General features: G+C 72.5%; 17 protein-coding genes. 9 read left to right on the forward strand and 8 right to left on the reverse strand.

Features of this window, described 5'->3' with window-relative positions; translation table 11 throughout:
- A complete protein-coding gene (locus AB0J40_RS43855; protein ID WP_364465945.1) occupies nt 1-375 on the reverse strand; it encodes a MarR family transcriptional regulator in 375 nt (124 codons plus the stop codon).
- Between the two features lie 86 nt (nt 376-461).
- On the opposite strand from AB0J40_RS43855, the gene AB0J40_RS43860 reads away from it, so the two are divergent.
- Nucleotides 462-1,919, forward strand: coding sequence for an MFS transporter (locus AB0J40_RS43860; RefSeq protein WP_364465947.1), 1,458 nt, complete (start codon nt 462-464; stop codon nt 1,917-1,919).
- Between the two features lie 49 nt (nt 1,920-1,968).
- Here the strand turns inward: AB0J40_RS43860 and AB0J40_RS43865 are convergent, their stop codons facing one another.
- A complete protein-coding gene (locus AB0J40_RS43865) occupies nt 1,969-2,418 on the reverse strand; it encodes a carboxymuconolactone decarboxylase family protein (protein ID WP_364465948.1) in 450 nt (149 codons plus the stop codon).
- Nucleotides 2,419-2,465: 47 nt separating this feature from the next.
- Here AB0J40_RS43865 and AB0J40_RS43870 point away from each other — a divergent pair, with 47 nt between their 5' ends.
- The gene (locus AB0J40_RS43870) at nt 2,466-3,848 is read left to right on the forward strand and encodes a PLP-dependent aminotransferase family protein (RefSeq protein WP_364465950.1); all 1,383 of its coding nucleotides are present in this window, start codon (nt 2,466-2,468) and stop codon (nt 3,846-3,848) included.
- Here AB0J40_RS43870 and AB0J40_RS43875 read toward each other — a convergent pair.
- Nucleotides 3,800-4,585, reverse strand: a complete 786-nt coding sequence (locus tag AB0J40_RS43875) for an SDR family NAD(P)-dependent oxidoreductase (RefSeq protein ID WP_364465952.1) — start codon at nt 4,583-4,585, stop codon at nt 3,800-3,802. The two genes, AB0J40_RS43870 and AB0J40_RS43875, sit on opposite strands and share 49 nt — an antisense overlap.
- Nucleotides 4,586-4,675: 90 nt before the next feature.
- On the opposite strand from AB0J40_RS43875, the gene AB0J40_RS43880 reads away from it, so the two are divergent.
- Nucleotides 4,676-5,278 carry a helix-turn-helix domain-containing protein gene (locus tag AB0J40_RS43880; protein WP_364465954.1) on the forward strand — a complete coding sequence of 201 codons (603 nt, stop codon included), beginning with the start codon at nt 4,676-4,678 and terminating at the stop codon, nt 5,276-5,278.
- Here the strand turns inward: AB0J40_RS43880 and AB0J40_RS43885 are convergent.
- Both AB0J40_RS43885 and AB0J40_RS43890 read right to left on the reverse strand, forming a co-directional pair.
- The gene (locus AB0J40_RS43885) at nt 5,275-5,631 is read right to left on the reverse strand and encodes a VOC family protein (RefSeq protein ID WP_364465956.1); all 357 of its coding nucleotides are present in this window, start codon (nt 5,629-5,631) and stop codon (nt 5,275-5,277) included. The genes AB0J40_RS43880 and AB0J40_RS43885 overlap by 4 nt on opposite strands.
- A gap of 24 nt (nt 5,632-5,655) precedes the next feature.
- The gene (locus tag AB0J40_RS43890) at nt 5,656-6,456 is read right to left on the reverse strand and encodes a hypothetical protein (protein WP_364465958.1); all 801 of its coding nucleotides are present in this window, start codon (nt 6,454-6,456) and stop codon (nt 5,656-5,658) included.
- Between the two features lie 259 nt (nt 6,457-6,715).
- Between AB0J40_RS43890 and AB0J40_RS43895 the strand changes: the two genes are divergently transcribed.
- Entirely contained in the window at nt 6,716-8,296 is a 1,581-nt protein-coding gene (locus AB0J40_RS43895) for a substrate-binding domain-containing protein (protein ID WP_364465960.1), read from the forward strand.
- A gap of 11 nt (nt 8,297-8,307) precedes the next feature.
- A complete protein-coding gene (locus AB0J40_RS43900; protein WP_364466032.1) occupies nt 8,308-10,050 on the forward strand; it encodes a hypothetical protein in 1,743 nt (580 codons plus the stop codon).
- Here AB0J40_RS43900 and AB0J40_RS43905 read toward each other — a convergent pair.
- Nucleotides 10,044-10,787, reverse strand: coding sequence for a class I SAM-dependent methyltransferase (locus AB0J40_RS43905; RefSeq protein ID WP_364465961.1), 744 nt, complete (start codon nt 10,785-10,787; stop codon nt 10,044-10,046). The genes AB0J40_RS43900 and AB0J40_RS43905 overlap by 7 nt on opposite strands.
- Nucleotides 10,788-10,818: 31 nt before the next feature.
- On the opposite strand from AB0J40_RS43905, the gene AB0J40_RS43910 reads away from it, so the two are divergent.
- Nucleotides 10,819-14,829, forward strand: a complete 4,011-nt coding sequence (locus AB0J40_RS43910) for an alpha-(1->3)-arabinofuranosyltransferase (protein ID WP_364465963.1) — start codon at nt 10,819-10,821, stop codon at nt 14,827-14,829.
- Between the two features lie 49 nt (nt 14,830-14,878).
- On the opposite strand, the gene AB0J40_RS43915 is transcribed toward AB0J40_RS43910, so the two are convergent.
- A complete protein-coding gene (locus tag AB0J40_RS43915) occupies nt 14,879-16,084 on the reverse strand; it encodes a polysaccharide biosynthesis protein (RefSeq protein WP_364465965.1) in 1,206 nt (401 codons plus the stop codon).
- 70 nt (nt 16,085-16,154) lie between these two features.
- On the opposite strand from AB0J40_RS43915, the gene AB0J40_RS43920 reads away from it, so the two are divergent.
- The 3 genes from AB0J40_RS43920 to AB0J40_RS43930 are packed head-to-tail and all read left to right on the forward strand — an operon-like array spanning nt 16,155 to nt 19,085.
- The gene (locus tag AB0J40_RS43920) at nt 16,155-17,837 is read left to right on the forward strand and encodes a hypothetical protein (protein ID WP_364465967.1); all 1,683 of its coding nucleotides are present in this window, start codon (nt 16,155-16,157) and stop codon (nt 17,835-17,837) included.
- A 3-nt stretch (nt 17,838-17,840) separates the two neighbouring features.
- A complete protein-coding gene (locus AB0J40_RS43925) occupies nt 17,841-18,023 on the forward strand; it encodes a hypothetical protein (RefSeq protein ID WP_364465968.1) in 183 nt (60 codons plus the stop codon).
- A gap of 3 nt (nt 18,024-18,026) precedes the next feature.
- Nucleotides 18,027-19,085, forward strand: a complete 1,059-nt coding sequence (locus AB0J40_RS43930) for a hypothetical protein (RefSeq protein ID WP_364465970.1) — start codon at nt 18,027-18,029, stop codon at nt 19,083-19,085.
- Here AB0J40_RS43930 and AB0J40_RS43935 read toward each other — a convergent pair.
- Nucleotides 19,052-20,191: a glycosyltransferase family 4 protein gene (locus AB0J40_RS43935; RefSeq protein ID WP_364466034.1), complete on the reverse strand. Its 1,140-nt coding sequence runs from the start codon at nt 20,189-20,191 to the stop codon at nt 19,052-19,054. The genes AB0J40_RS43930 and AB0J40_RS43935 overlap by 34 nt on opposite strands.
- Between the last annotated feature and the right edge of the window lie 107 nt (nt 20,192-20,298).

A 20,298-nucleotide genomic window follows, 5' to 3' on the forward strand; every position in this document is an offset into this window, starting at 1 on the left:
TCAGCGCAGGGTCTCGTTGAGCACTTCGCGGTGCGTCCGCTTGGCCGCGAGGTACTTTTCCCGGCCGGCGTCGGTGAGCGTCACGAAGATGCCGCGCCGGTCGACCTCGCACAGGGCCCGCTCGACGAGGCCTTCCTTCTCCAGCCGGGCGACCAGCCGGGACGTGGCGCTCTGGCTGAGGTGGATCGCGCCGGTCAGATCGGCCGAGCGGCACTTGAAGTCGCACGTCGCGAGCCGTTCCAGTGCTTCGAACTCGTTCGCGCCGATGCCGTGGCGCTCCTGCAGGCGGCACTCGAGCGCGGTGAACACGGCCGAGTAGCGGGCCAGCAGCTCGTGCCACTCCTCGACCAGGCTTTGCTCGGCGACGTCGCTCACGACGACCAACTTATCATGCACGGGCATCAGATGCAAACGCATTAAATGCATCGACATTAGATGCGTGTGCATGTACTGTCGCCGCCATGAGCTCTTCCGTGTCCTTGTCCACCACCTCAACCCGGTGGGACGCACGTCTCTGGGGTGTCCTGCTCACCGTTTCGATCGTCATCGGCCTCGACGCGCTCGACGTGTCGATGGTCGGGGTCGCGCTGCCCGCCATCCAGGCCGACCTCGGCCTGTCCACCAGCGCACTGCAATGGGTCGTCAGCGGCTACGTCCTGGGCTACGGCGGGCTGCTGCTGCTCGGCGGGCGCACCGCCGACCTGCTCGGCCGCCGCCGCGTGTTCCTCGTCGCCGTCGCCGTGTTCGCGCTGGCCTCGCTGCTCGGCGGGCTCGTCGACGACGGCGCGCTGCTCATCGCGAGCCGTTTCATCAAGGGTTTGGCCGCTGCCTTCACGGCGCCGGCCGCGCTGTCCATCATCACCACGACGTTCCAGGAGGGCCCGGCCCGCAACAAGGCGATCAGCATCTTCGCCGTGTTCGGCGCCAGCGGCTACTCCGCCGGCCTCGTGTTCTCCGGCCTGCTGACCGAGGTCGGCTGGCGCTGGACGTTCCTGCTGCCCGCGCCGATCGCGCTCGTCGCGCTGGTCGCGGCGTGGAAGCTGATCCCGTCGTACCGCGCCGAGGAAGGCAAGGGCTACGACTTCCCGGGCGCCATCACCGGCGCCGCCGGTTCGCTGCTGCTGGTGTTCGGCGTCGTCGAGGCGCCGGAGGTCGGCTGGGCCGCGCCGCGCACGCTGATCACGTTCGTCGTCGCCCTCGCCCTGCTGGTGACGTTCGTGGTCATCGAAAAGCGCAGCGCGCACCCGCTGCTGCGGCTGGGAATCCTCCGCTCCGGCCCGCTGGCCCGCGCGAACCTCGGCGGCGCGCTGTTCTTCGGCGCGTACATCGGGTTCCAGTTCGTCGTGATGCTCTACCTGCAGCGGGTGCTGGGCTGGTCCGCGCTGCAGACGGCGCTCGGCTTCCTGCCGGCGGCGCTGATCGTGGCGTTCGGTTCCCCGCGCATCGAGCCGCTGATCGACCGCGTCGGCACGCCGCGCACGATCTTCGCGGGCGTGGTCGCGCACGTCATCGGCTACGCGCTGTTCCTGCGCATCGACGAGCACTCGGGCTACGCGGGCAGCGTCCTGCCGAGCATGATCCTGCTCGGCATCGGCTTCACGCTGGCGTTCTCGTCGCTGAACATCCAGGCCACGGCGGGGATTTCGGACGGCGAGCAGGGCCTGGCGGGTGGCCTGCTGAACACGTCGCTGCAGGTCGGCGGCGCGATCGGCCTCGCGGTGGTGACGGCGGTCCTGACCGCCAACGGCGGGCGTGAGGCCTCCCCGGCCGCGCTGCTCACCGGGTTGACGCCGGCGTTGAGCGTGGTCACCGGCATCGCGGTGCTGGGCCTGCTGATCGCGATCAGCGGACTGGTCGCCCGCAAGAAGCCGGCCGAGGAGCCGGTCCCCGAGGCCGATCTGCTGGCCCTGGCGGACTGAACGGGAAGAGCCACCATCGCGGGGGATGGTGGCTCTTCCGCACCCGGGTTCAGCGCTCGTCCGTGCCCGGCACCTTCGCCGTGGCGATCGCGATGCGGTTCCACGTGTTGATCGCGAAGATCAGCGCCAGCAGCTGCGCCAGTTCCTCCTCCTCGAACCGACCGGCCGCCCGGGCGTAGACGTCGTCGGGGACGCCGCCCGAAACCAGCGTGACGGCTTCGGTCAGCGCCAGCGCGGCCTGTTCCTTCTCGCTGAAGAAGTGCGCGGCCTCCCGCCACACCGCGACCATGTGCAGCCGCTCCTCGCTTTCGCCGGCCTTGCGGGCGTCGGAAGTGTGCATGTGCAGGCAGTAGGCGCAGCGGTTGAGCTGCGACGCGCGGATCTGGACCAGCTCGACCAGTGCCGGGTCGAGCCCGGCGCGGGCGGCGGCGTCGAAGCCGATCAGGGCCTTGAAGGCCTTCGGGGCGGACTTGGCGAAGGTGAGGCGGGAGTTCGTCATGACTGGAAATCTAGGGTCACTTTGACCTCCATGTAGGGTGCATTTCCGTGCCGGAATCGTGGGTCAATTCGGGAGTCGACCTCCACCTGGAGCTGGCCGGCGGCAGCAAGCGGGCCGCCCTCATCACCGCCCTGCGCGACGCCGTCCGCACCGGACGGCTCGCCCCGGGCACCCGGCTCCCGCCGTACCGGGCACTGGCCGCGGACCTCGGGCTGGCCCGCAACACCGTCGCCGACGCCTACGCCGAACTCGTCGCCGAAGGCTGGCTGACCGCGGTGCAGGGCTCCGGCACCCGCGTCGCCTCGCGGGCCGAGCCGCTCCCGCCGGCCCGGACGCCGAAGAAGGCGCCCGTTGCGGCGCCGCGGCACAACCTGCGCCAGGGCCGGCCGGACGCGACGTCGTTCCCGCGCACCGAATGGCTGGCCGCCGCGCGCCGTGCGCTGAACGTCGCCCCGCACGACGCCTTCGGGCCCGGCGACCCGCGTGGACGGCCCGAACTGCGGGAAGCGCTGGCCGGCTACCTCGCCCGGGCCCGCGGTGTGCGGACGTCGCCGGAGCGGATCGTCGTGTGCTCGGGGTTCGCGCACGCGCTGCGGCTGCTGTTCCCCGCGGTGCTGGCCGGTCCGCTCGCCGTCGAGGCGTACGGCCTCCCGTTCCACCGCTCGATCTTCACGCAAGCCGGCGTCGAGACGATTCCCCTTGCGCTGGACGAAAAAGGCGCGCGTGTCGGCGAGCTGGCCGTGCCGACGGTGCTGTTGACGCCCGCGCACCAGTTCCCGACCGGCGGCCCGCTGCACCACGACCGCCGCACGGCGGTGCTCGACCACGTCCGCGCGACCGGCGGCCTGCTCATCGAGGACGACTACGACGGCGAGTTCCGCTACGACCGCAAGCCGGTCGGCGCGGTGCAGGGCCTCGACCCCGAGCACGTCGTCTACATCGGTTCGGTGAGCAAGAGCCTGTCACCCGCGCTGCGGCTGGGCTGGCTGGTGCTGCCGGAGGCGCTGGTGGATCCGGTGCTGGCGGCGAAGGGGGAGCGTGAGGCGTGGGCGGGGGTGCTCGACCAGCTGACGCTGGCGGAGTTCCTGAAGGCGGGCGCGTACGACCGGCACATCCGGCGCATGCGCCAGCGCTACCGGCGCCGCCGCGACCTGCTCGTCGACGCGCTGGCCGAGCGGGCACCGCACGTGGTGCCGACCGGCATCGCGGCGGGACTGCACGCGGTGCTGCGGTTGCCGCCGGGCACCGAGCAGTCGGCGGTGAAAGCCGCGGCGTGGCAAGGACTCGCGCTCGAGGGCCTGGCCGCGTTCCGCCATCCGGCAACCACGATGTCCACAATGGACGGATTGGTGGTCGGTTACGCGACTCCGCCGGAGCACGCCTACCCGGCCGCGCTCGACGCCTTGTGCCGAGCACTCCCGCCCGCGTGACGGGCGGGTCGGCCGGCGAGTGCGGCGAGATCGAACGCCTGCGGTGCGCCGGTGAGCGTCGCTTTCGCGTCGGCGCCGATGCGGTCCAGGATTTCGATGTCGCCGGCTTCGAGCCCGTCGAGCGCCGCCCGGGCGAGATCGGCCGGGTCGATCATGACGTCCTCGGGAAGCTCGAGCCCGGCCGCGCGGACGTAGTCGCGCAACGTCTCGGTCGCGATCAGGCCGGGGACGAGCGCGGCCACCAGGGTGCCCTGTGGAGCGAGCTCCACCCGGACACCGTTGGTCAACCCCCACTGGGCGGACTTCGCGGCGGCGTAGGACGTGTTGCCGTCGACCGTCGTCCACGCCGCGGCGGAGAGGACGTTGAGGATGGCGCCGCCGCCGTTGCGGGCGAGGATCGGGGCGAACGCCCGGATCATCGCCAGGGTGCCGTAGTAGTTCGAGTCCATCACCTGCCTGATCGCCCCGAGTTCGCCGGTCGTGAGGTTGCCGCCCGCCGTGAAGGCCGCGTTGTTGATCAGGACGTCCACATCGGTGGCGACCGCCGCCACCGCGTCCACGGCCGCCTGATCCGTGATGTCGAGGCTCAGCACCTCGGCGCCCGGGAGGTCGACCAGCTCGGGCCGGCGTGCGGTGGCGTAGACCTTCGCGCCCCGCCGCAGGAGTTCCTTCGCGAGGTGGTGGCCGAGTCCGCGGTTCGTTCCGGTGACGAGAGCGGTCGCGCCATGCAGCTTCATGGGTCTCCTCCGTTAAAATGACCAGTCGGTCAAGTTAAGTGCGACGCTACACATAAAATGACCGATGGGTCAAGTTGCTAGGATGACGCGATGACGTCTCCCGCCCGCCGCCTGCGTTCCGACGCGCTGCGCAACCGTGAACGCGTTCTGGCCGCGGCCGAGGACGAGTTCGCCGAACAGGGCATCGACGCGTCGGTCTCGGACATCGCCCGGCGCGCCGGGGTCGCCAAGGGCACCGTGTTCAGTCATTTCGCCACGAAGGAGGAGCTGATCGTCGCGGTCGTGGCGAACCACCTGGCGGAACTGAAGGAGGTCGCGGAGCGACTGGGGAAAGCCCCGGACCCGGGCGCGGCGCTGCTGGAATTCCTGACGGTGGCAGGAGACCGCCGCCGGCAACGCGACCTGACGTTCCTCATGTCGGCCAGTGCCGACGACGCCACGGTCACGGAAATCCGGAACAGCCTGCACGCGGACGTGAGCGCGCTGGTCGACCGGGCACGCGCCGGCGGAGCCATCCGCCACGACGTCACCGGCACCGACGTGTTCTTGCTGATCTGCGCCCCGGTTCACGTCGTCGAGAACCTGCCCGGGGCCCCCGCGGACCTGTGGCTGCGCTACCTCGCGATCATCTTCGACGGCCTACGGCCGGCGGGCGCCAGCCCGCTCCCGCGTCCGGCGCCGGACTGGACCTAGGCGGCCGGCTGCCAGAGCTCGACGCGGTTGCCCTCGGGGTCGACCACCCAGCCGAACCGGCCGACGCCGGCCATCTCCTGGACGTCGTCGACGACCTCGGCGCCCTTTTCCCGCAGCTGCGCGAGCATCGCGTCCAGGTCGCGGACCCGGAAGTTCAGCATCGTCTGCTGCGTCCGCGCGCCGAAGTAGTCCGTCGACGCCTCGAACGGCGCGAACACCGTCGGCCCCGGCTGCTGCCGCCACACGCCGGTCTCGTCGAGGTCCAGGCCGAGGCAGTCCCGGTACCAGGCGCCGAGCGCCTCCGGGTCCGCCGCGCGGACGAAGTACCCACCGATGCCGAGCACGCGTTCCATGTCCCAGATCCTGCCAGGTCGTCCTCAGCCGACGATGTCGATCTCGAACGGGTCGGCCGCGCTGTAGTTGATGTCGGCCCACACCGCGCCCGGCAGGTCGTAACGCCGGTGCGACGTCAGCCGGTTGTTGTAGCCGGGGGTCTGCGTCGGGTTGTGGCCGACGCCCTGGTGGTCGTTGCCCCACGCGAAGATGTCGCCGACCCACATCGGCTTCGAGAAGCCGTCACCGCCGAGCCGCGGCCGGACGATGACCGCCGCGCCGGGGCTGCCGGACAGGAACACCCGCACCGTGTTCTGGTTGGCGTTCGGCGGGGTGACGGTGATGCGCTCCATGATCTCCACTCCAGTCGAGGCGGAACCGTTTCCGTCCACTCCGGGCCAGTAGTCCGCGACGGACGAGACGTCGTAGCCCGGGGCGACGTCTCCGCGGTACTGCTTGGCGATCGCGCCGTCGGGGATGGCGGGATCGCCGTTGTAGTGGGCGATCCAGTAGTGCGGCTCGGCGACGCCGGCCGACGAGAACGCCGACCGCACCGCGGGCCAGGTCGAGAGGTTGCAGTAGACCGTGGGGTCGGCGCCGGCGGCGCGGCGCATCCGGACCCACCCCGGTGCCTCGCCCGGCGACGCGTCGCCGGGTTCGACGTCCAGGACGTGGCCGGCGTTGGTCGAGGCCTTCTTGACGATCGTGACCTTGACCGCGTTCGGGAAACGGGCCCAGTCGGCGTCCGACCAGGGTTCGAGCTTGATCCTGTCGATGTATCCCGCGACCATCTCCGCGCCGGCGGGGATGTTCGCGGCCGTGACCGCGTCGTACATCGTGCGCACGGGTTGCGTCTCCGTTCGGTGCCGTTCGCCGTTTCGGGGACGGCGAAATCGTCATCGCGATCCGCCATGGTGCAGTTACCCATGTGGGACGGGCGTCAAGCGCGAATGTTACGCAGTTCGGAGCAATCACCAAAACGGCCGCATCGCGCAATTCCTTCACCACGGTCTCACGCACCGGTGGTCACTTTCCGCTGCCGGGTCTGGCTTCCCGCTCACCCGGCTGGCAAGCTGCCAGGACTCCACGACGGAAGGCGAGTGCATGGCGGCACACCCGGCGCGGGCCCGGCGCGTCGACGCGCGGGTCGTCGTCCTGAGCGTGCTGCTCGTGGTCGCCCTGCTCGCCTGGGCCGGCGTCGACTGGCTGCGCGACCGCCTCGCCGCCGGCGGCTGCGACACCACGACCCCGGTCCGCATCACCGCTGCGCCGGACATCGCGCCGGTGCTCGGCGCGCTCGCCCGGACCGTGCCGGAGCCGGACTGCTACACCGTCGAGGTCACCGCGGCCGCGTCGCCGGCCACCGCCGCGGCGCTCGAAGCCAACGGCGCGAACGGCCCCGACGTCTGGGTACCGGAGTCCAGCAGCTGGCTGCTGCAGGCGCGCGACCTCGGCGCGTGGAACCTGCCCGAGTCCGGCCAGTCGGTGGCGAGCTCGCCGGTCGTGCTGGCGCTGACCGACGACGTCGCGAAGCAGGCGGGCTGGCCGGGGAAGTCGCCGTCCTGGGCGGACGTCCTCGCGGGCAGCCCGGTCGGCCTGCCCGACCCGAACCGCGACCCGGCGGCGATCGCCGCGCTGATCGGCCTGCAGCAGCTGACCAAGGACGCGCCCGATCCCGGTGCGGCGTTCACCGAAGAGATCCGCAAGGTGTCCGCGGTGAAGCAGCCGTTCACCGCGTCCCCGGCGTCGGAGCAGTCGGTGCTGGCACGCAAGCTCGTCGCCGCGTACCCGGCGGCCGGGGTGCCGAGCTTCGACTACCCGTACGTCGTGCTGCCGCGCGCGTCGGAGGCTTCGCGGTCGGCGGCCGAGCGGTTCCTGCGGCTGCTGCTCGACCAGACCGCGACGAAGTCGTTCGCCGACGCCGGGTTCCGCACACCGGCCGGGCAGCTGCTCGGCGACCGGCCCCGGGACACGCGCACGAACGCCGCGCCGCGTCCGGCCGGACCGCCGGCGCCCGACGCGATGTACGGCGTGCTGCAGGCCTGGGCCGGCGCGAACCTCAGCGCGCGCGTCCAGGTGCTGCTCGACGTCTCGGGCTCGATGGCCGCCACCGTGCCCGGCACCGGCCGCAGCCGGATGGCCCTGACGCTGGAAGCCGCGACACAGGGGCTCGGGTTGTTCAAGCCCACCACGGAAATCGGGCTCTGGCTGTTCTCGACCAAGCTCGACGGCGACAAGGACTACAAGGAACTGCTGCCGATGCGGCCCATTTCCCAGCAGCTGGCCGCCGGCGGCGTCGCGACGCTGCAGGCGGTCAAGCCGAAGCCCGGTGGCGCGACCGGGCTGTACGACTCGATCCTCGCCGCCTACCAGAACGCCCGTCAGAACTGGCAGCTCGGCCGGATCAACGTCGTCGTCGTGCTCACCGACGGCCGCAACGAGGACAGCGACTCGGTCGGGCTGCCCGGCCTCTTGGCCGAGCTGGGCCGCCTGCAGGACCCGCGGAAACCGCTGCCGGTGATCGGGATCGGCATCGGCCCCGACATCGACGCGAGCGAGCTGCGCCGGGTTTCGGCCGCCACCGGCGGCGAGTCGTTCACCACGCCGGACCCGCGCAAGATCTCCGACGTCTTCTACCAGGCGCTGAGCAAGCTCATGTGCCAACCGCCCGCCTGCAAGAATTGAGGACGCCCGTGCTGGTGGAGACCGAAAAGCCCGCGCCACGGGTGACGCGAAGACCGTCCACTGTGGTCCTCGCGGCGTTCGTCGCGGGTGTGGTGCCGTTCGCGTTCCACGCGTGGGCGGCGCTGCACGGGAGTTTCGCGCAGGACGACTTCGTGGTCACCTACCGGGCCGCCGCGGCCGGGCCGTTCGACCTCGGGTACCTCTTCCAGGACTACCACGGGCACCTGCAGCCCGGCGGGTTCTTCCTCGCCGCGGTGCTGACGTGGTGGGCGCCGCTGAACTTCGCCCTGCTCATGGCGCCGCTGCTGCTCATGCGGGCGGTCGCGACCGTGCTGTTCTGGTGCGTGCTGGTGCGCTGCTTCGGCCGCCGGTGGGCGATCCTGGTGCCGTTCACCGTGTTCACGGCGTCGACGCTGCTGCTGGTCCCGACGCTGTGGTGGTCGTTCGGCGTCCAGCTGGTGCCGGTCGTGCTGGCCGCCGCCGGTGCGCTGCACGCGCACGTCCGCTACCTCGACGGCGGCGGCCGGTGGTGGATCGGCGCGTTCGCCTGGACGCTGTTCGGCCTCGCGTTCTACGAAAAGGCCGCGCTGGTCCCGGTGCTGCTGGCCGGCGTGACCGTCCTGCTCGGACGGTCCTTCCGCGACCACGCCCGCTACTGGGCCGGGCACGCCGTGCTGCTGGCCGCGTTCGTGGCCGGCTACTTCGCGGTGACGGCGAGCCAGATCGGGACCGGCGCGCAGCCGATGTCCGCCGGCACGGTCGCCGACCTGACCGGCCGGATGCTCGGCGACACGCTGCTGCCCGGACTGGCGGGCGGGCCGTGGTCGGGCGCCGGCGCGGGCGCGACCTGGGCGGCGTCGCCGTTCGCCGTGGTCGTCGTGCTGCTCGTCGCCGCGATCGCCGTGGTGGCCGCCGGGGTCCGCGCCGGCGGGCGGCGCGCGTGGGGTGCGTGGGCGCTGCTCGCCGCCCTGTTCGCGGTGGACGTCGGATTGCTGGCGTTGACGCGGTTGCGCGAAGTCGGGCCGTCGGCGGGCGACGATCCGCGGTACGTCGCCGATCTCGTGCTGGCGGCCGCCCTGTGCGGAGCGTTCGCATTCCTGCGGCCGGGGAAAATTGCGCCGTCCGGCGGAAAGCGTGAACGGCCGATCGCGGTAACCGCGTGCGTGCTTCTGCTCGTCAGTTCCGCGATCGGGTTTTCCGGGCTGGCGCCCGCGCTGCGGTTCGGGCATTCCGCCCAGTACCTCGGAAACGTCCGGGCCGCTGTCGCCGCCGATCCCGATCTCGTTTTCTACGACACCTTCGTGCCGTCCGATGTGGTCCACGAGTGGTTCGGCGTGGACTCCCAGGCGTCCCGGGTGGTCGGCCTGGTCCCCGGCACGCACTTCGACCAGCCGACGAACCGGATGCACCTGCTCGACGCCACCGGCACGCCGCACGCGATCACCGGCGTGGACGCCGTTTCCCACGGGGTGCCGGGGCCGGTGCCGAACTGCGGGTACACCGTCGGCGAGACGCCGGTGCGCGTCCCGCTGGACAAACCGCTGCTCGGCAGGCACCTGCTGAAGATCGACTACTTCACCTCCGACGGCGGCGAAGGCCTGGTCGACCGGACGCCGGTGTGGTTCCAGGCCGGGCTGCACTCGCTGTACCTGCCGGTCGACGGCCTCTTCGACCACATCGGCCTGCAGCTGTCGAGCCCCGGCGCGCCGGTGTGCGTCGCGAAGGTCGAAGTCGGGAAGCCGGTGACTCAGTAGGGGTCGTACGGGCTGTCGTGCCCGAGCAGCCGCGCGAGCGGCCGCAACCGCAGGCGCAGCAGCACCTTGAGCACGACGTTGCGCAGGAACCACGGCAGCTGCGCCAGAACGCGCAGGCGGTCCGCCGCGGACGGGGGCGCCAGCCGGAACCGCGCCAGCGATGTCGCGCGGTCCACATAGGTGTACCGGCGTCCGAAGAGGACTTTCGCGATCGTGCCTAGCGTGACGCCGATCGAGGAAAAGCAGTCGTGCACCAGGATTTCCGCGCCCGGCGGCAGGTGCGCCGACCAGCGCAGGTCGTCGGTGTAGGTCCAGTAGTCGTGCTTGCCGTCGATGTAAAGCAGCTGTAAGGGCCGGTCCCAGTCAGGGCGCAGTTCCGTGCTGTAACCGGCGACGAGCTCGACGACGTCGTCCAGCCCGGCCTGCCGGATGTTGCGCTCGAACAGCTGCCGCGTCGGCGATCCGCCGAACAGCCGGCCGTCGACGAACGGGTCGACGGCGATCACCGTGGCGCCGACCGTGCGGGCCGCCGAGCCGAGGACGATCGTGGATCTGCCCTGGTGGCTGCCGATTTCCAGGACGACGTCGCCCTTCTCCAGGCGGCACACGGCGTCCCACAGGGCTTCACCCTGCGCGCGCGTCATCCAGCCCTTGACCGGCTCGGCCAGAGCCCAGGCGTCTTCGAATTCGAAGGAGATGGCGCACCTGCCTGAAGTTCGGGAAATTCGTCGGCACATGGTAGCCAGGTTTCCGCCTAGTATCTACCGGATGGTAACCGCCACCCGCGAACGGTCCCGGGACGACGCCCCGCCCTCGAGCGGCGCCCGGAAGTTCTCGCCCGGTGCGTTCTTCCGCCGGCCGAGCACCTGGATCGTGCTGGCGCTGACCACGTTGTCATTCCTGCAGATGCCGGGGAAGACGACCTTCGACACGAAGCTCGACCTCGCCGTCGACCCGCTCGCGTTCCTCGGCCGCGCGCTGCACCTGTGGAACCCCCAGGCGACGGCGGGGGAGCTGCAGAACCAGGCGTACGGCTACCTCTTCCCGATGGGCCCGTTCTTCGCCCTGTGCCAGGCGGTCGGGATGCCGGCGTGGATCGCGCAGCGGCTGTGGGGCGCGATCCTGCTCATCGCCGCGTTCGGCGGCGCCCTGCTGCTGGCGCGCGCGATGAAGCTCGGCACCGAGCGCACCCGGCTGATCGGTGCGCTCGGGTACGCGCTCGCGCCGCGCATGCTGACCGAAATCGGTGGTCTGTCCGCGGAAATGCTGCCCGCGGTGCTGCTGCCGTGGGTGCTGGTGCCGCTGGTCCGGGCCGGGGAGATCGGCTCGCCGCGGCGGGCCGCCGGGCTGTCGGCCGTCGCCGTGCTGTGCATGGGCGGGGTCAACGGCGCGATGGTCGTGATGGCGCTCGTCCTGCCCGGGCTGTGGCTGCTGACGCGCAAGTGGACCCGCCACCACGTCGAACTGGTGCTGTGGTGGTTCGTCTTCGTCGTCGGCGCGACGCTGTGGTGGATCCTGCCGCTGCTGCTGCTCGGCGAGTACAGCCTGCCGTTCCTGGACTACATCGAGTCCGCGACGAACACGACCGCGCCGATGTCGCTGTTCGAGGTGCTGCGCGGGACCAACCAGTGGGTCGCCTACGTCGTGCAGGGCACGCCGTGGTGGCCGGGCGGCTGGTCGCTGATCGACAACCCGGTGCTGATGCTCGCGACGGGACTCGTCGCCGGCGTCGGCCTGCTCGGCCTGACCCGCCGCGGCCTGCCGGAACGCCGGTTCCTCGTGCTGGGTGTCCTCACCGGGCTGACGCTGCTGACCATCGGCTACGTCGGCACGCTCGACAGCCCGCTGGCCGAACAGGTCCGGCACCTGCTCGACGGTCCGCTCGCGCCGCTGCGCAACGTCCACAAGTTCGAGCCGGTGCTGCGGCTGCCGCTGATGCTGGCGTTCGTCCACGGCATCGCGGGTCCGGTGCGGGTGAAGTCCGCACGCCGGTTCCTCCGTCCCGCGCTGGGGCTCCTGCTGGTCCTCGTGATGGCCGCGCCGGCGTGGCTGCTGAACCTGCGCTCGGGACCGGGCTGGGACGAGGTTCCCGGCTACTGGTACGACGCGATGGGCTACGTCGCCAAGGCCGACCCGAACGCGCGGACCCTGCTGCTGCCGGCCACCGGGTTCGGCGAATACGACTGGGGCCGCACGGTCGACGAACCCGCGCAGGCCATCGCGAGAAGCCCGTGGGCGGTGCGCAACCAGGTCCCGCTCGGGTCCGAGGGCAACACGCGGCTGATGGACTCGGTCGACGCGGCGCTGGCCGACGGGCGCGGCGATCCCGGGCTCGCCGCGCTGCTCGCGCGGTCCGGCTACCGGTTCCTCCTGCTGCGCAACGACATCGACCGCGATCGGACCAACGCGCCGCCGATCGCGACCCTGCGCGCCGGGCTGGCCGGCTCGCCGGGAATCGGCAAGGCGGCGGAGTTCGGACCGCTCGAGGTCTACGAGGTGCGCAAGCCCGTGCCGCTCGCCACGGCGACGTCCACAACGGACGTCCCGACCGTCAGCGGCGGCCCGGAAAACCTGCTCCCGCTGATCGACTCCGGCCAGCTCGACCCGTCGACGCCGACGGTGCTGACCGGCGACGGCGGTTCGCCGGGCGGCCCCCGGCTCGTGACCGACGGCCTGCGCCGCGCCGAGCGGAACGTCGGCGGCGTGCGGGACAACCTCAGCCAGACCCTGACCGCGGGCGAGGCGTTCCGGCAGCAGCGCGCCGCGGGGGACGTGCTGCCGTTCCCGGGCGAGGAACACCAGACGGTGGCCGCCTACCGGGGCATCCGCGCGGTGACGGCGTCGACGGCCGCGTCGTTCGCCGACGCCTTCGGCGGGTCCGACCCGGGGCACCAGCCGTTCGCGGCGATCGACGGCGACCCGCGCACGTCGTGGCGCTCGTCGTCGTTCACCGGGCCGATCGGCCAGTGGCTCGAGGTCGAGCTGGACACGCCGCGCCTGGTGAACTCGGTGGACCTGGAGATGGTCGACGACCTCCGCGTCGGCTGGCCGGCCACGCGGGTCCGGATCACCACCGACAACGGCTCGGTCGACCAGCAGGTGATCCGCGGTGCCGGGCCGCACACCTACGCCGTGGCCGCGGGCGTGACGCGCAAGGTGCGGATCACGCTGCTGTCGCTGGTGGTCGGGCGGCAGGACGGCAACGTCGGCATCGCGGAGCTGAAGATCCCCGGCACCGAACCGCAGCGTGCGTTGGAGGTCCCGGCCGACCTGCCCGCCGGGCCGGCGCCGGGGTTCGCGTTCACGCGGGGTGCTCAGCCGCGGTACGCGTGCCTGCCCGCCGAAGGCGCGGTGCGCTGCGACGCCTCCGCGGCCCGCGACGGCGAAGAGCCCGACGGCATCCGGCGCCTGTTCAGCACCCCGGCCGAGCAGACGTTCCTCGTCGGCGGCACGGTGCTGCCCGCGGGCGGCGGCAGGAATCCGGTCGCGCTGCCGGGGGTCACGGTGGCCTCGACGTCGCAACTGGGCGGCGACCCGGTGGCGGGCGGGTTCGCGGCGGTGGACGGCGACGCGGGCACGACGTGGCGCCCGGACGTCACCGACCTGCGGCCGACGCTCACCCTGAACTGGGCCGCCCCGAAGCGGATTTCGGGGCTGCACATCGGGGTCGCGCCGGCGAGCGGCGCGCGGGCGCCGCGGCAGCTGGAGCTGGTGGGGAGGTCCGGGTCGCGGACGGTCCAGCTCGACCCGAGCGGGTCGGCGTCCTTCGAGCCGCTGGACACCGACCAGCTGCAGATCGTGCTGCCGGGCGATGACGACGACCCCGCCGCGCGCGCGGTCGTGGGGATCGGGAGCCTGGAGCTGTCCGGCACCGACGGGCTGCTGCCCGGGCCGGACCCGGCGTTCACGGTGCCGTGCGGGTCGGGGCCGAACGTCCACCTCGACGGGCTGGACTACCGGACGTCGGTGCGGGGGACGCTGTCCGACATCACCGCGCACCGGCCACTGGAACTGCGGATGTGCCGGGATTCCGAAGGCGGGATCTCGCTGCCGTCCGGCGGGCACGAGCTGCGGACGGACCGGTCGGACTCCTTCGTCGTCCAGGACCTGTGGCTGCGTCCGGCGGTGGCGGCCGCCCCACCGGTGCACCGCGCGGTGCAGGTGGGGAAGTGGGACGCGGCTTCGCGGTCGGTGACGGTCGCGCCGGGCGCGGAGGCGGTGCTGGCGGTCCCGGAGAACGCGAACGCGGGCTGGGTGGCCACAATGGACGGTCGCGAGCTGGCCCGCACCCGCGTCGACGGCTGGCAGCAGGCGTGGATCGTCCCGGCCGGCGCGGGCGGGGTGGTGACGCTGTCGTTCACCCCGGACTCGGCGTACCGCATCTCGCTCCTGGTCGGCGCGGTGGCGGTGGTCCTGCTGCTGGTGGGCGTCTGCTGGCCGGCCCGGCGGCGGTCGTTCCCGGTCCCGCCGGGCGGTTCCTTCGTACCGGTGGTGCTGATCGGCCTGCTGGTCGCGCTGGGCGGGATGCTGCCGGTGGTGCTGCTGATCGCGTGCCTGCTGGCCCGCCAGTTCTGGGACCGCGCACCGAGGTACGCGGCGTTCGGCGGAATGGCCGTGGCGGCGGCGGTGTCGGTGACGGGCCGGGTACTGGGCCACGGCCAGGAGTGGGCGTACGGCCCGGTGACCCAGGCGGCCCTGCTGCTGGCGGCGGCCGCGATGGCGGCGACGTGCGTGGACTGGTTCACCCGCAAGGACAACCCGACGGAACCGGCGACCTAGGCGCCGGAGACTGTCGGTGCCCCGCGGTAGCGTGGAAAACGGGGGCTGCTCAGACCGGATTCCGCCGCGCCCGCAGCTCCAGAACCGCGCCCGCCACCGCCAACCCGCCCGCGCAGCAGGCCGCGACCGTCACCACCTGCGTCGCCGATCCGTGCAGCCAAGCCGTGATCAGCAACGCCTCCACGCCCACGGCCGCCCACATCAGCACCGCGACCCGGCGATCCCCGTCGGCCAGTCGCGCGTACAAGAGGATCTGCACCAGCGCCAGCATCGACCCGGCCAACGCGAACGGCCACACCGGCATCGTGCTCCCGGCGTACCGCGCACCGCCGATCAGCCCCAGCAACGACGGCCCGAGCACCACGGAAGCCAGCAACACGAACGCATCCAGGAACGCGCACACCGCCAACGCCACCGGCAACGCGCGCCGCCGCCCGGAAGAAGCCGCGAACCGGGGCAGCACCAGCACCCCCACCGCCTGCGGCAGCCAGTACGCGATCTTCGTGACGATCGCCCCGAGCGCGTACTCCCCGGCGGCCGACGACGGCAGCGTGTGCCGCGCCAGCACCAGGTCCAGGTTCACCAGCAGCACCAGCGCCAGCATCGCCTGCGCCGTATGGAGTACGTCCGCGCCGTGGCGGTCGGCCCAGCGGGGACGCGGGCGGCCGCAGACCCACCAGCCCGCCACGACCACCGCCAGCGACCCGAGTGCCGTCCCCGCCAGCGCGCCCGTGGGGGAGCCCGCCACCAGGAGCCCCACCAGGGAACCGCCGACCTTGCCCAGCCCCTCCAGCGCGATCAGGCCGGCGAGCAGTGCGAACCGGTGGGCGCCCTGCAGCAGCCCGTGGAACACCCCCAGCAGCGTCAACGGCCCGAGCGCGGCCGTCACCAGCAGCGCCGGCGTCAGCGAGCCCAGGTGCAGCAGGAGCACCAGCAACGGGCTGAGCGTCAACGCCGCCGTCGCGACGATCGCGCTCGTCATCAGCCCCAGCGCGAACAGCGAACCGTGCGCCAGTGACGGCGAGCGCGCGACCCGCAGCGCCACCACCGTCTGCAGCCCCATCGCCGGGACGACGCCGATGACCAGCACCGCCAGCAGCGAGCTCAGCTCCCCGAAAGCCCCCGGCGCGAGGATCCGCGCGGCCGCGAGGCTCAGCACGTAGCTGCCCGCGTTGTTGCCCGCGAGCGCGAGCGAGACGAGGATCGCCGCGACCCGGTTGCCGGTCCGGGCCGGCACTTCGGTGGCTACGCTCAACGGCGGGCTCCCATTACCGGCGGGTAATTTCCAGGGACCCTAACCGCGCGGACACCGGAAAGGAAGGGCAGTGGACGCACCGGGCAGACGGCTCGCGCTCCCCGTGGTGTCCGTCCTGCTCGCGTTCGCCGTCTGCGCGCCGCTGCTCGGCCGCGGGTTCGTCCTGAGCTACGACATGGTGTTCGCGCCCCGCCAGCACTTCGTGCCGGACGCGTTCGGGATCGGCGGCCCGCTGCCGCGGTCCGTTCCCGCCGACGCCGCCGTCGCGCTCGCCACCACCGTGCTGCCCGGCGACATCGTCCAGAAACTCGTGCTGCTGCTGGCGATCTTCGCCGCCGCGCAGGGCGCCGGCCGGCTCGTCCCGACCGAACACCTCGGCACGCGGCTCGTCGCCGCGACGGCGTACGCGTGGACGCCGTATGTCGCGGAGCGGCTCTTCATCGGCCACTGGCCGCTGCTGCTGACCTACGCGGCCCTGCCCTGGATCGTCCGCGCCGGGCTCGCCGCGCGGAAGCACGAACCGAACGCGCTGCCGAGCCTCGTGATCGCCTGCGCGCCCGCCGTCCTGACGCCGCCGGGCGGCGTGCTCGCCGCCGCCGTCATGGCCGTCGCCGCCGGTGCCCGCCGCCTCTGGCAGACCCTCGCCATCGCGTTCGTGCTCAACCTGCCGTGGCTGGTCCCCACCTTCCTGAACGCCGGCGGCACGTACTCCGACCCGGCCGGTGTGACGGCGTTCAGCGCCCGTGCCGAAAGCTGGGGCCCCGCGCTGCTCAGCGTCCTCGGCCTGGGCGGGATCTGGAACGCCGAAACGGTTCCCGGCAGCCGGGCCATGCCACTGACGCCGGTGCTGACGCTCGTCGTCGTCGCCATCGCGGTGGCCGGGCTCAAGCCGCTCACGCAACGGTGGGGAAAGGCGCCCGCGCGGTCCCTGTTCGCCCTCGGTGCCGCGGGCGTGCTGCTGGCGTCGCTGGCGACGCTCCCCGGCGGGGACGCACTGCTGACCGCCGCCACGCGCCACCTGCCCGGCGCGGGACTCCTGCGGGACGCCCAGAAGTGGGTCGCCTGGTGGGCGTTGCCGCTCGCGCTGGGGTTCGCGCTGGCCGTCGAAGCCGCCGCGGCGAAGCTCAAGACCGGGCGCGGGCGCGTCGCGCTCGTGACCGCGGCGGCCGTCTTCCCGCTGCTCACCCTGCCCGACCTGGCGTGGGGCGGCTGGGGACGGCTCGCCACCGTCCGCTACCCCGCCGACTGGCAGGCAGTGTCCGAAGTGCTCGGTGACCGCCCCGGCGACGTGCTGACGCTGCCGCTGTCGGCGTTCCGCGGGTTCGCCTGGAACGACGACCGCACGCAGCTCGACCCGGCGCCGCGCTTCCTGCCGAAACCGGTGCTGATGGACGACACCCTCCAAGTGGGAGCCGACCGCGTCACCGGCGAGGACCCGCGCATCGGCGACGTCCGGGCCGCGACGTCCGCGCGTGAGCTGACGGCGGCGGGTATCGGCTGGATCCTCGTGGAACACGGGACACCTGGCGACGTCGACAAACGGTTGCTCGCCGACGCGACGCCGGTGTGGTCCGGGGAGTGGCTGACGCTCTACCGGACCCCGGGTGTGCCGCCGGTGAAAGCGATCTCGTGGACGCCCGCCTTGGTGGCAAACGGAGTAGCGCTCGCGTCGCTGTGCGTCGCACTGTTGTGCCGCATGTTACCGATGCGTACATTGGGCCGCGGCAGGAATCTCCCGCCGCGGAAGGAGTGACACGTGGGCACGGTCATCGGCGTGGTCGCCGCCGTCATCCTCGGAGGCGGTCTCGCGACCGGAGCGGGCTTCGCCCTCACCAAGGGCGCGGACCCGGACAGCTCCGCCCAGGTGCAGGAAAAGCTCAACGCGCACGTGAAGTACAACCCCGCCGACCACCCCGGCAAGATCTACGGGAACCGCTGACGCGTGACCCGGCTCGCCTCCGACCACGCCCACCGCGTCGTCGGGCTCTACGGCGACCCCACCGTTTCCTGGAGCATCCTCCTCGAAGCGGAACTCCGCGCGGCCGCACCGGAACCGGAGAAGCTGCGCGCCCGGCTGGCGGCCGCCGTCCAGCAGTACCCGCACCTCGGTGCCGTGCCGGAGATCGAGCCGGCCACGGACTTGCCGGCCACGCGCGACCGGTTCGCTTCGGCGCCCTACGAACGCGGTGCGCCGCTCCTGCGGGTCGCCGTCGGCGAGTCCACGCTGCTCGTCGCCGCGCACCACGGCGCCCTCGACGGTCTCGGCCTGCTCTCGCTGCTCGGCATCCTCCTCGACGTCCCGGTTTCCTCGGGTGCGACGGGGATCGGCGAACGCACCGGCGGCAAACCCTTTGCGCTCTCTGCCCTCCAGCGGCTCGCTGAGGCGCTTTTCGCGCCCCCGGGCCGGATTACCCCGGACCGCCGGGCCGGAGCCGCAGGGGACGTCTTCGCCGCCCGGCACGAGCCACGGGTGCGGCTGGGGGCGGCGGGTTTCGTCGCGGCGGCCGCTCGCGCCACGGAACGGTGGAACAGCGCCCACGGCGCCCGCACCGCCCGCGTCGTGGCCGCGCTGGGCGCGTCGTGGCGCTCCGGGGCGGCGCCGGAACCGGTGCACGACAGCGCGTTCTTCCGGCTGCGGCTGCGGCCCGGCGCGGACGTCGCCGCGGTGCTGGCGGCCCAGGCACCGGAACCGGACTTCCCGGCCCGCAGCAGCAGGCTCGCCCGGCTGGGCACGCGGCTGCTGGCGAGCCGGCTCGGCTCGACGTTCCTGGTGTCCAATCTCGGCGTCGTGTCCACCGGGGACGCGGTGCGCTCGCTGGCGTTCTACCCGGCCGCGAGCGGCCGGTCAGGGGTGGCGTTCGGCGCGGCGACCACCGGGGACACCACAACTGTGACCGTGAGGGCCCGCCGCCGCGACTTCGACGCGGCCGCGGCCGGGCGGTTGCTGGAGGAGTTCCGGGCCGCGGTTCACGACGCCAGCGCCTCGCCCCGCGCCACTTGACTCAGGATCCGCGGCCGGGGCGCCGAAAGCCCGGAGACCTCCCGCACCAGCGTCTCGAACCGCCCCACGCTCGCGTCCCAGCTGTACGTCCCGGCCCGCTCGGCGCCGGCCAGCCCCATCTCCGCGCGGCGCAAGCCGTCGGCGAGCAGGCCGTCCACCTGGGCCGTGAAGTCCTCGAAGTCGTCCGCCAGCAGGCCGGTGCGGCCCTCCACAATGGATTCGGCCACGCCGCCCGCCGCGCGGTAGGCGACCGACGGCACGCCGTGCGCCGCCGCCTCCATGATGACGATGCCCCAGCCCTCCTTGACCGACGGGCACAGGTGCAGCCACGACCGCGCGAGGATCTCGTGCTTGCTGTGCTCGTCGACCCAGCCGTGCAGGACCACGCGGTCGGCGACCCCGCGCGAAACCGCGTGCGCGCGCAGGACCTCGTCCCACGGACCCTGCCCGACGACCTCGAGCCGCAGCGCCGGCCACCGCCGCGCGAGCCGCGCGACGACGTCGATGGCGTGCTCGATCCGCTTGTGCGGCACCAGCCTGCTGACCGCGACCAGCGTGGGCGTGGCGTCCCGTTCGGACGCGCACGGCGGTGGTGCGTCCAGCCCGTTCGGCACCACGGTCACCCGCGAGCGTTCGATGCCCAGCCCGGCCAGCTCGGCCTTGGTGATCTCGGAAACCGTGACGTACCGGCACTTCCGGAACAGCCACGGCGCCAGCCGCGACTCGATCCACCAGCCGACCCGGCCCAGCGTCTCGCCGAGCGCGCTGATCCACTGCTCTTTGTGGACGTGGTGCACGAGCACCAGGACGGGACACCCGGCGACCAGCCGGGCGAAGAACGGCATGCCGTTCTGCACGTCGACCACGAGGTCGGCGCGGGCCCGGCGAATCGCGCGCAGCGCGTGGAGGTACACCCCGAACTTGTTGCCGCGCCGGCGGTAGCGGACGCCTTCGCGCCACTCGCCCGCGGTCGCGCCCGCGTAGGCGGCGCACTGGATTTCGACCCGGTACCCGGCTCTCGCGAGCCCTTCGGCCATCCGCTCGACGTACCGCTCCGACCCGCCGCCCTCGGGGTGGCCGGTGTCGCGCCAGTTGACGAGGAGCACTCGAGGTCGTTCCATCGGGTTATCCAAACTGTAGCGACGATGCTAGGTTACCGGTGCGTACACAGTAGAGGAACGTAATCGGGAAAGCGACGGTTCAATGGTAGGTA

Origin of the sequence: Amycolatopsis sp. NPDC049691, from assembly GCF_040675005.1 — a bacterium.
Taxonomy (GTDB): Bacteria; Actinomycetota; Actinomycetes; order Mycobacteriales; family Pseudonocardiaceae; genus Amycolatopsis.

Bases quoted from the DNA above. Each gene is read 5' to 3' on its own strand.
- AB0J40_RS43865 (WP_364465948.1), bottom strand. From the start codon at position 2,418: ATGACGAACTCCCGCCTCACCTTCGCCAAGTCCGCCCCGAAGGCCTTC.
- AB0J40_RS43885 (WP_364465956.1), bottom strand. From the start codon at position 5,631: ATGGAACGCGTGCTCGGCATCGGTGGGTACTTCGTCCGCGCGGCGGAC.
- AB0J40_RS43880 (WP_364465954.1), top strand. From the start codon at position 4,676: ATGACGTCTCCCGCCCGCCGCCTGCGTTCCGACGCGCTGCGCAACCGT.
- AB0J40_RS43875 (WP_364465952.1), bottom strand. From the start codon at position 4,585: ATGAAGCTGCATGGCGCGACCGCTCTCGTCACCGGAACGAACCGCGGA.
- AB0J40_RS43910 (WP_364465963.1), top strand. From the start codon at position 10,819: ATGGTAACCGCCACCCGCGAACGGTCCCGGGACGACGCCCCGCCCTCG.
- AB0J40_RS43895 (WP_364465960.1), top strand. From the start codon at position 6,716: ATGGCGGCACACCCGGCGCGGGCCCGGCGCGTCGACGCGCGGGTCGTC.
- AB0J40_RS43905 (WP_364465961.1), bottom strand. From the start codon at position 10,787: ATGTGCCGACGAATTTCCCGAACTTCAGGCAGGTGCGCCATCTCCTTC.
- AB0J40_RS43860 (WP_364465947.1), top strand. From the start codon at position 462: ATGAGCTCTTCCGTGTCCTTGTCCACCACCTCAACCCGGTGGGACGCA.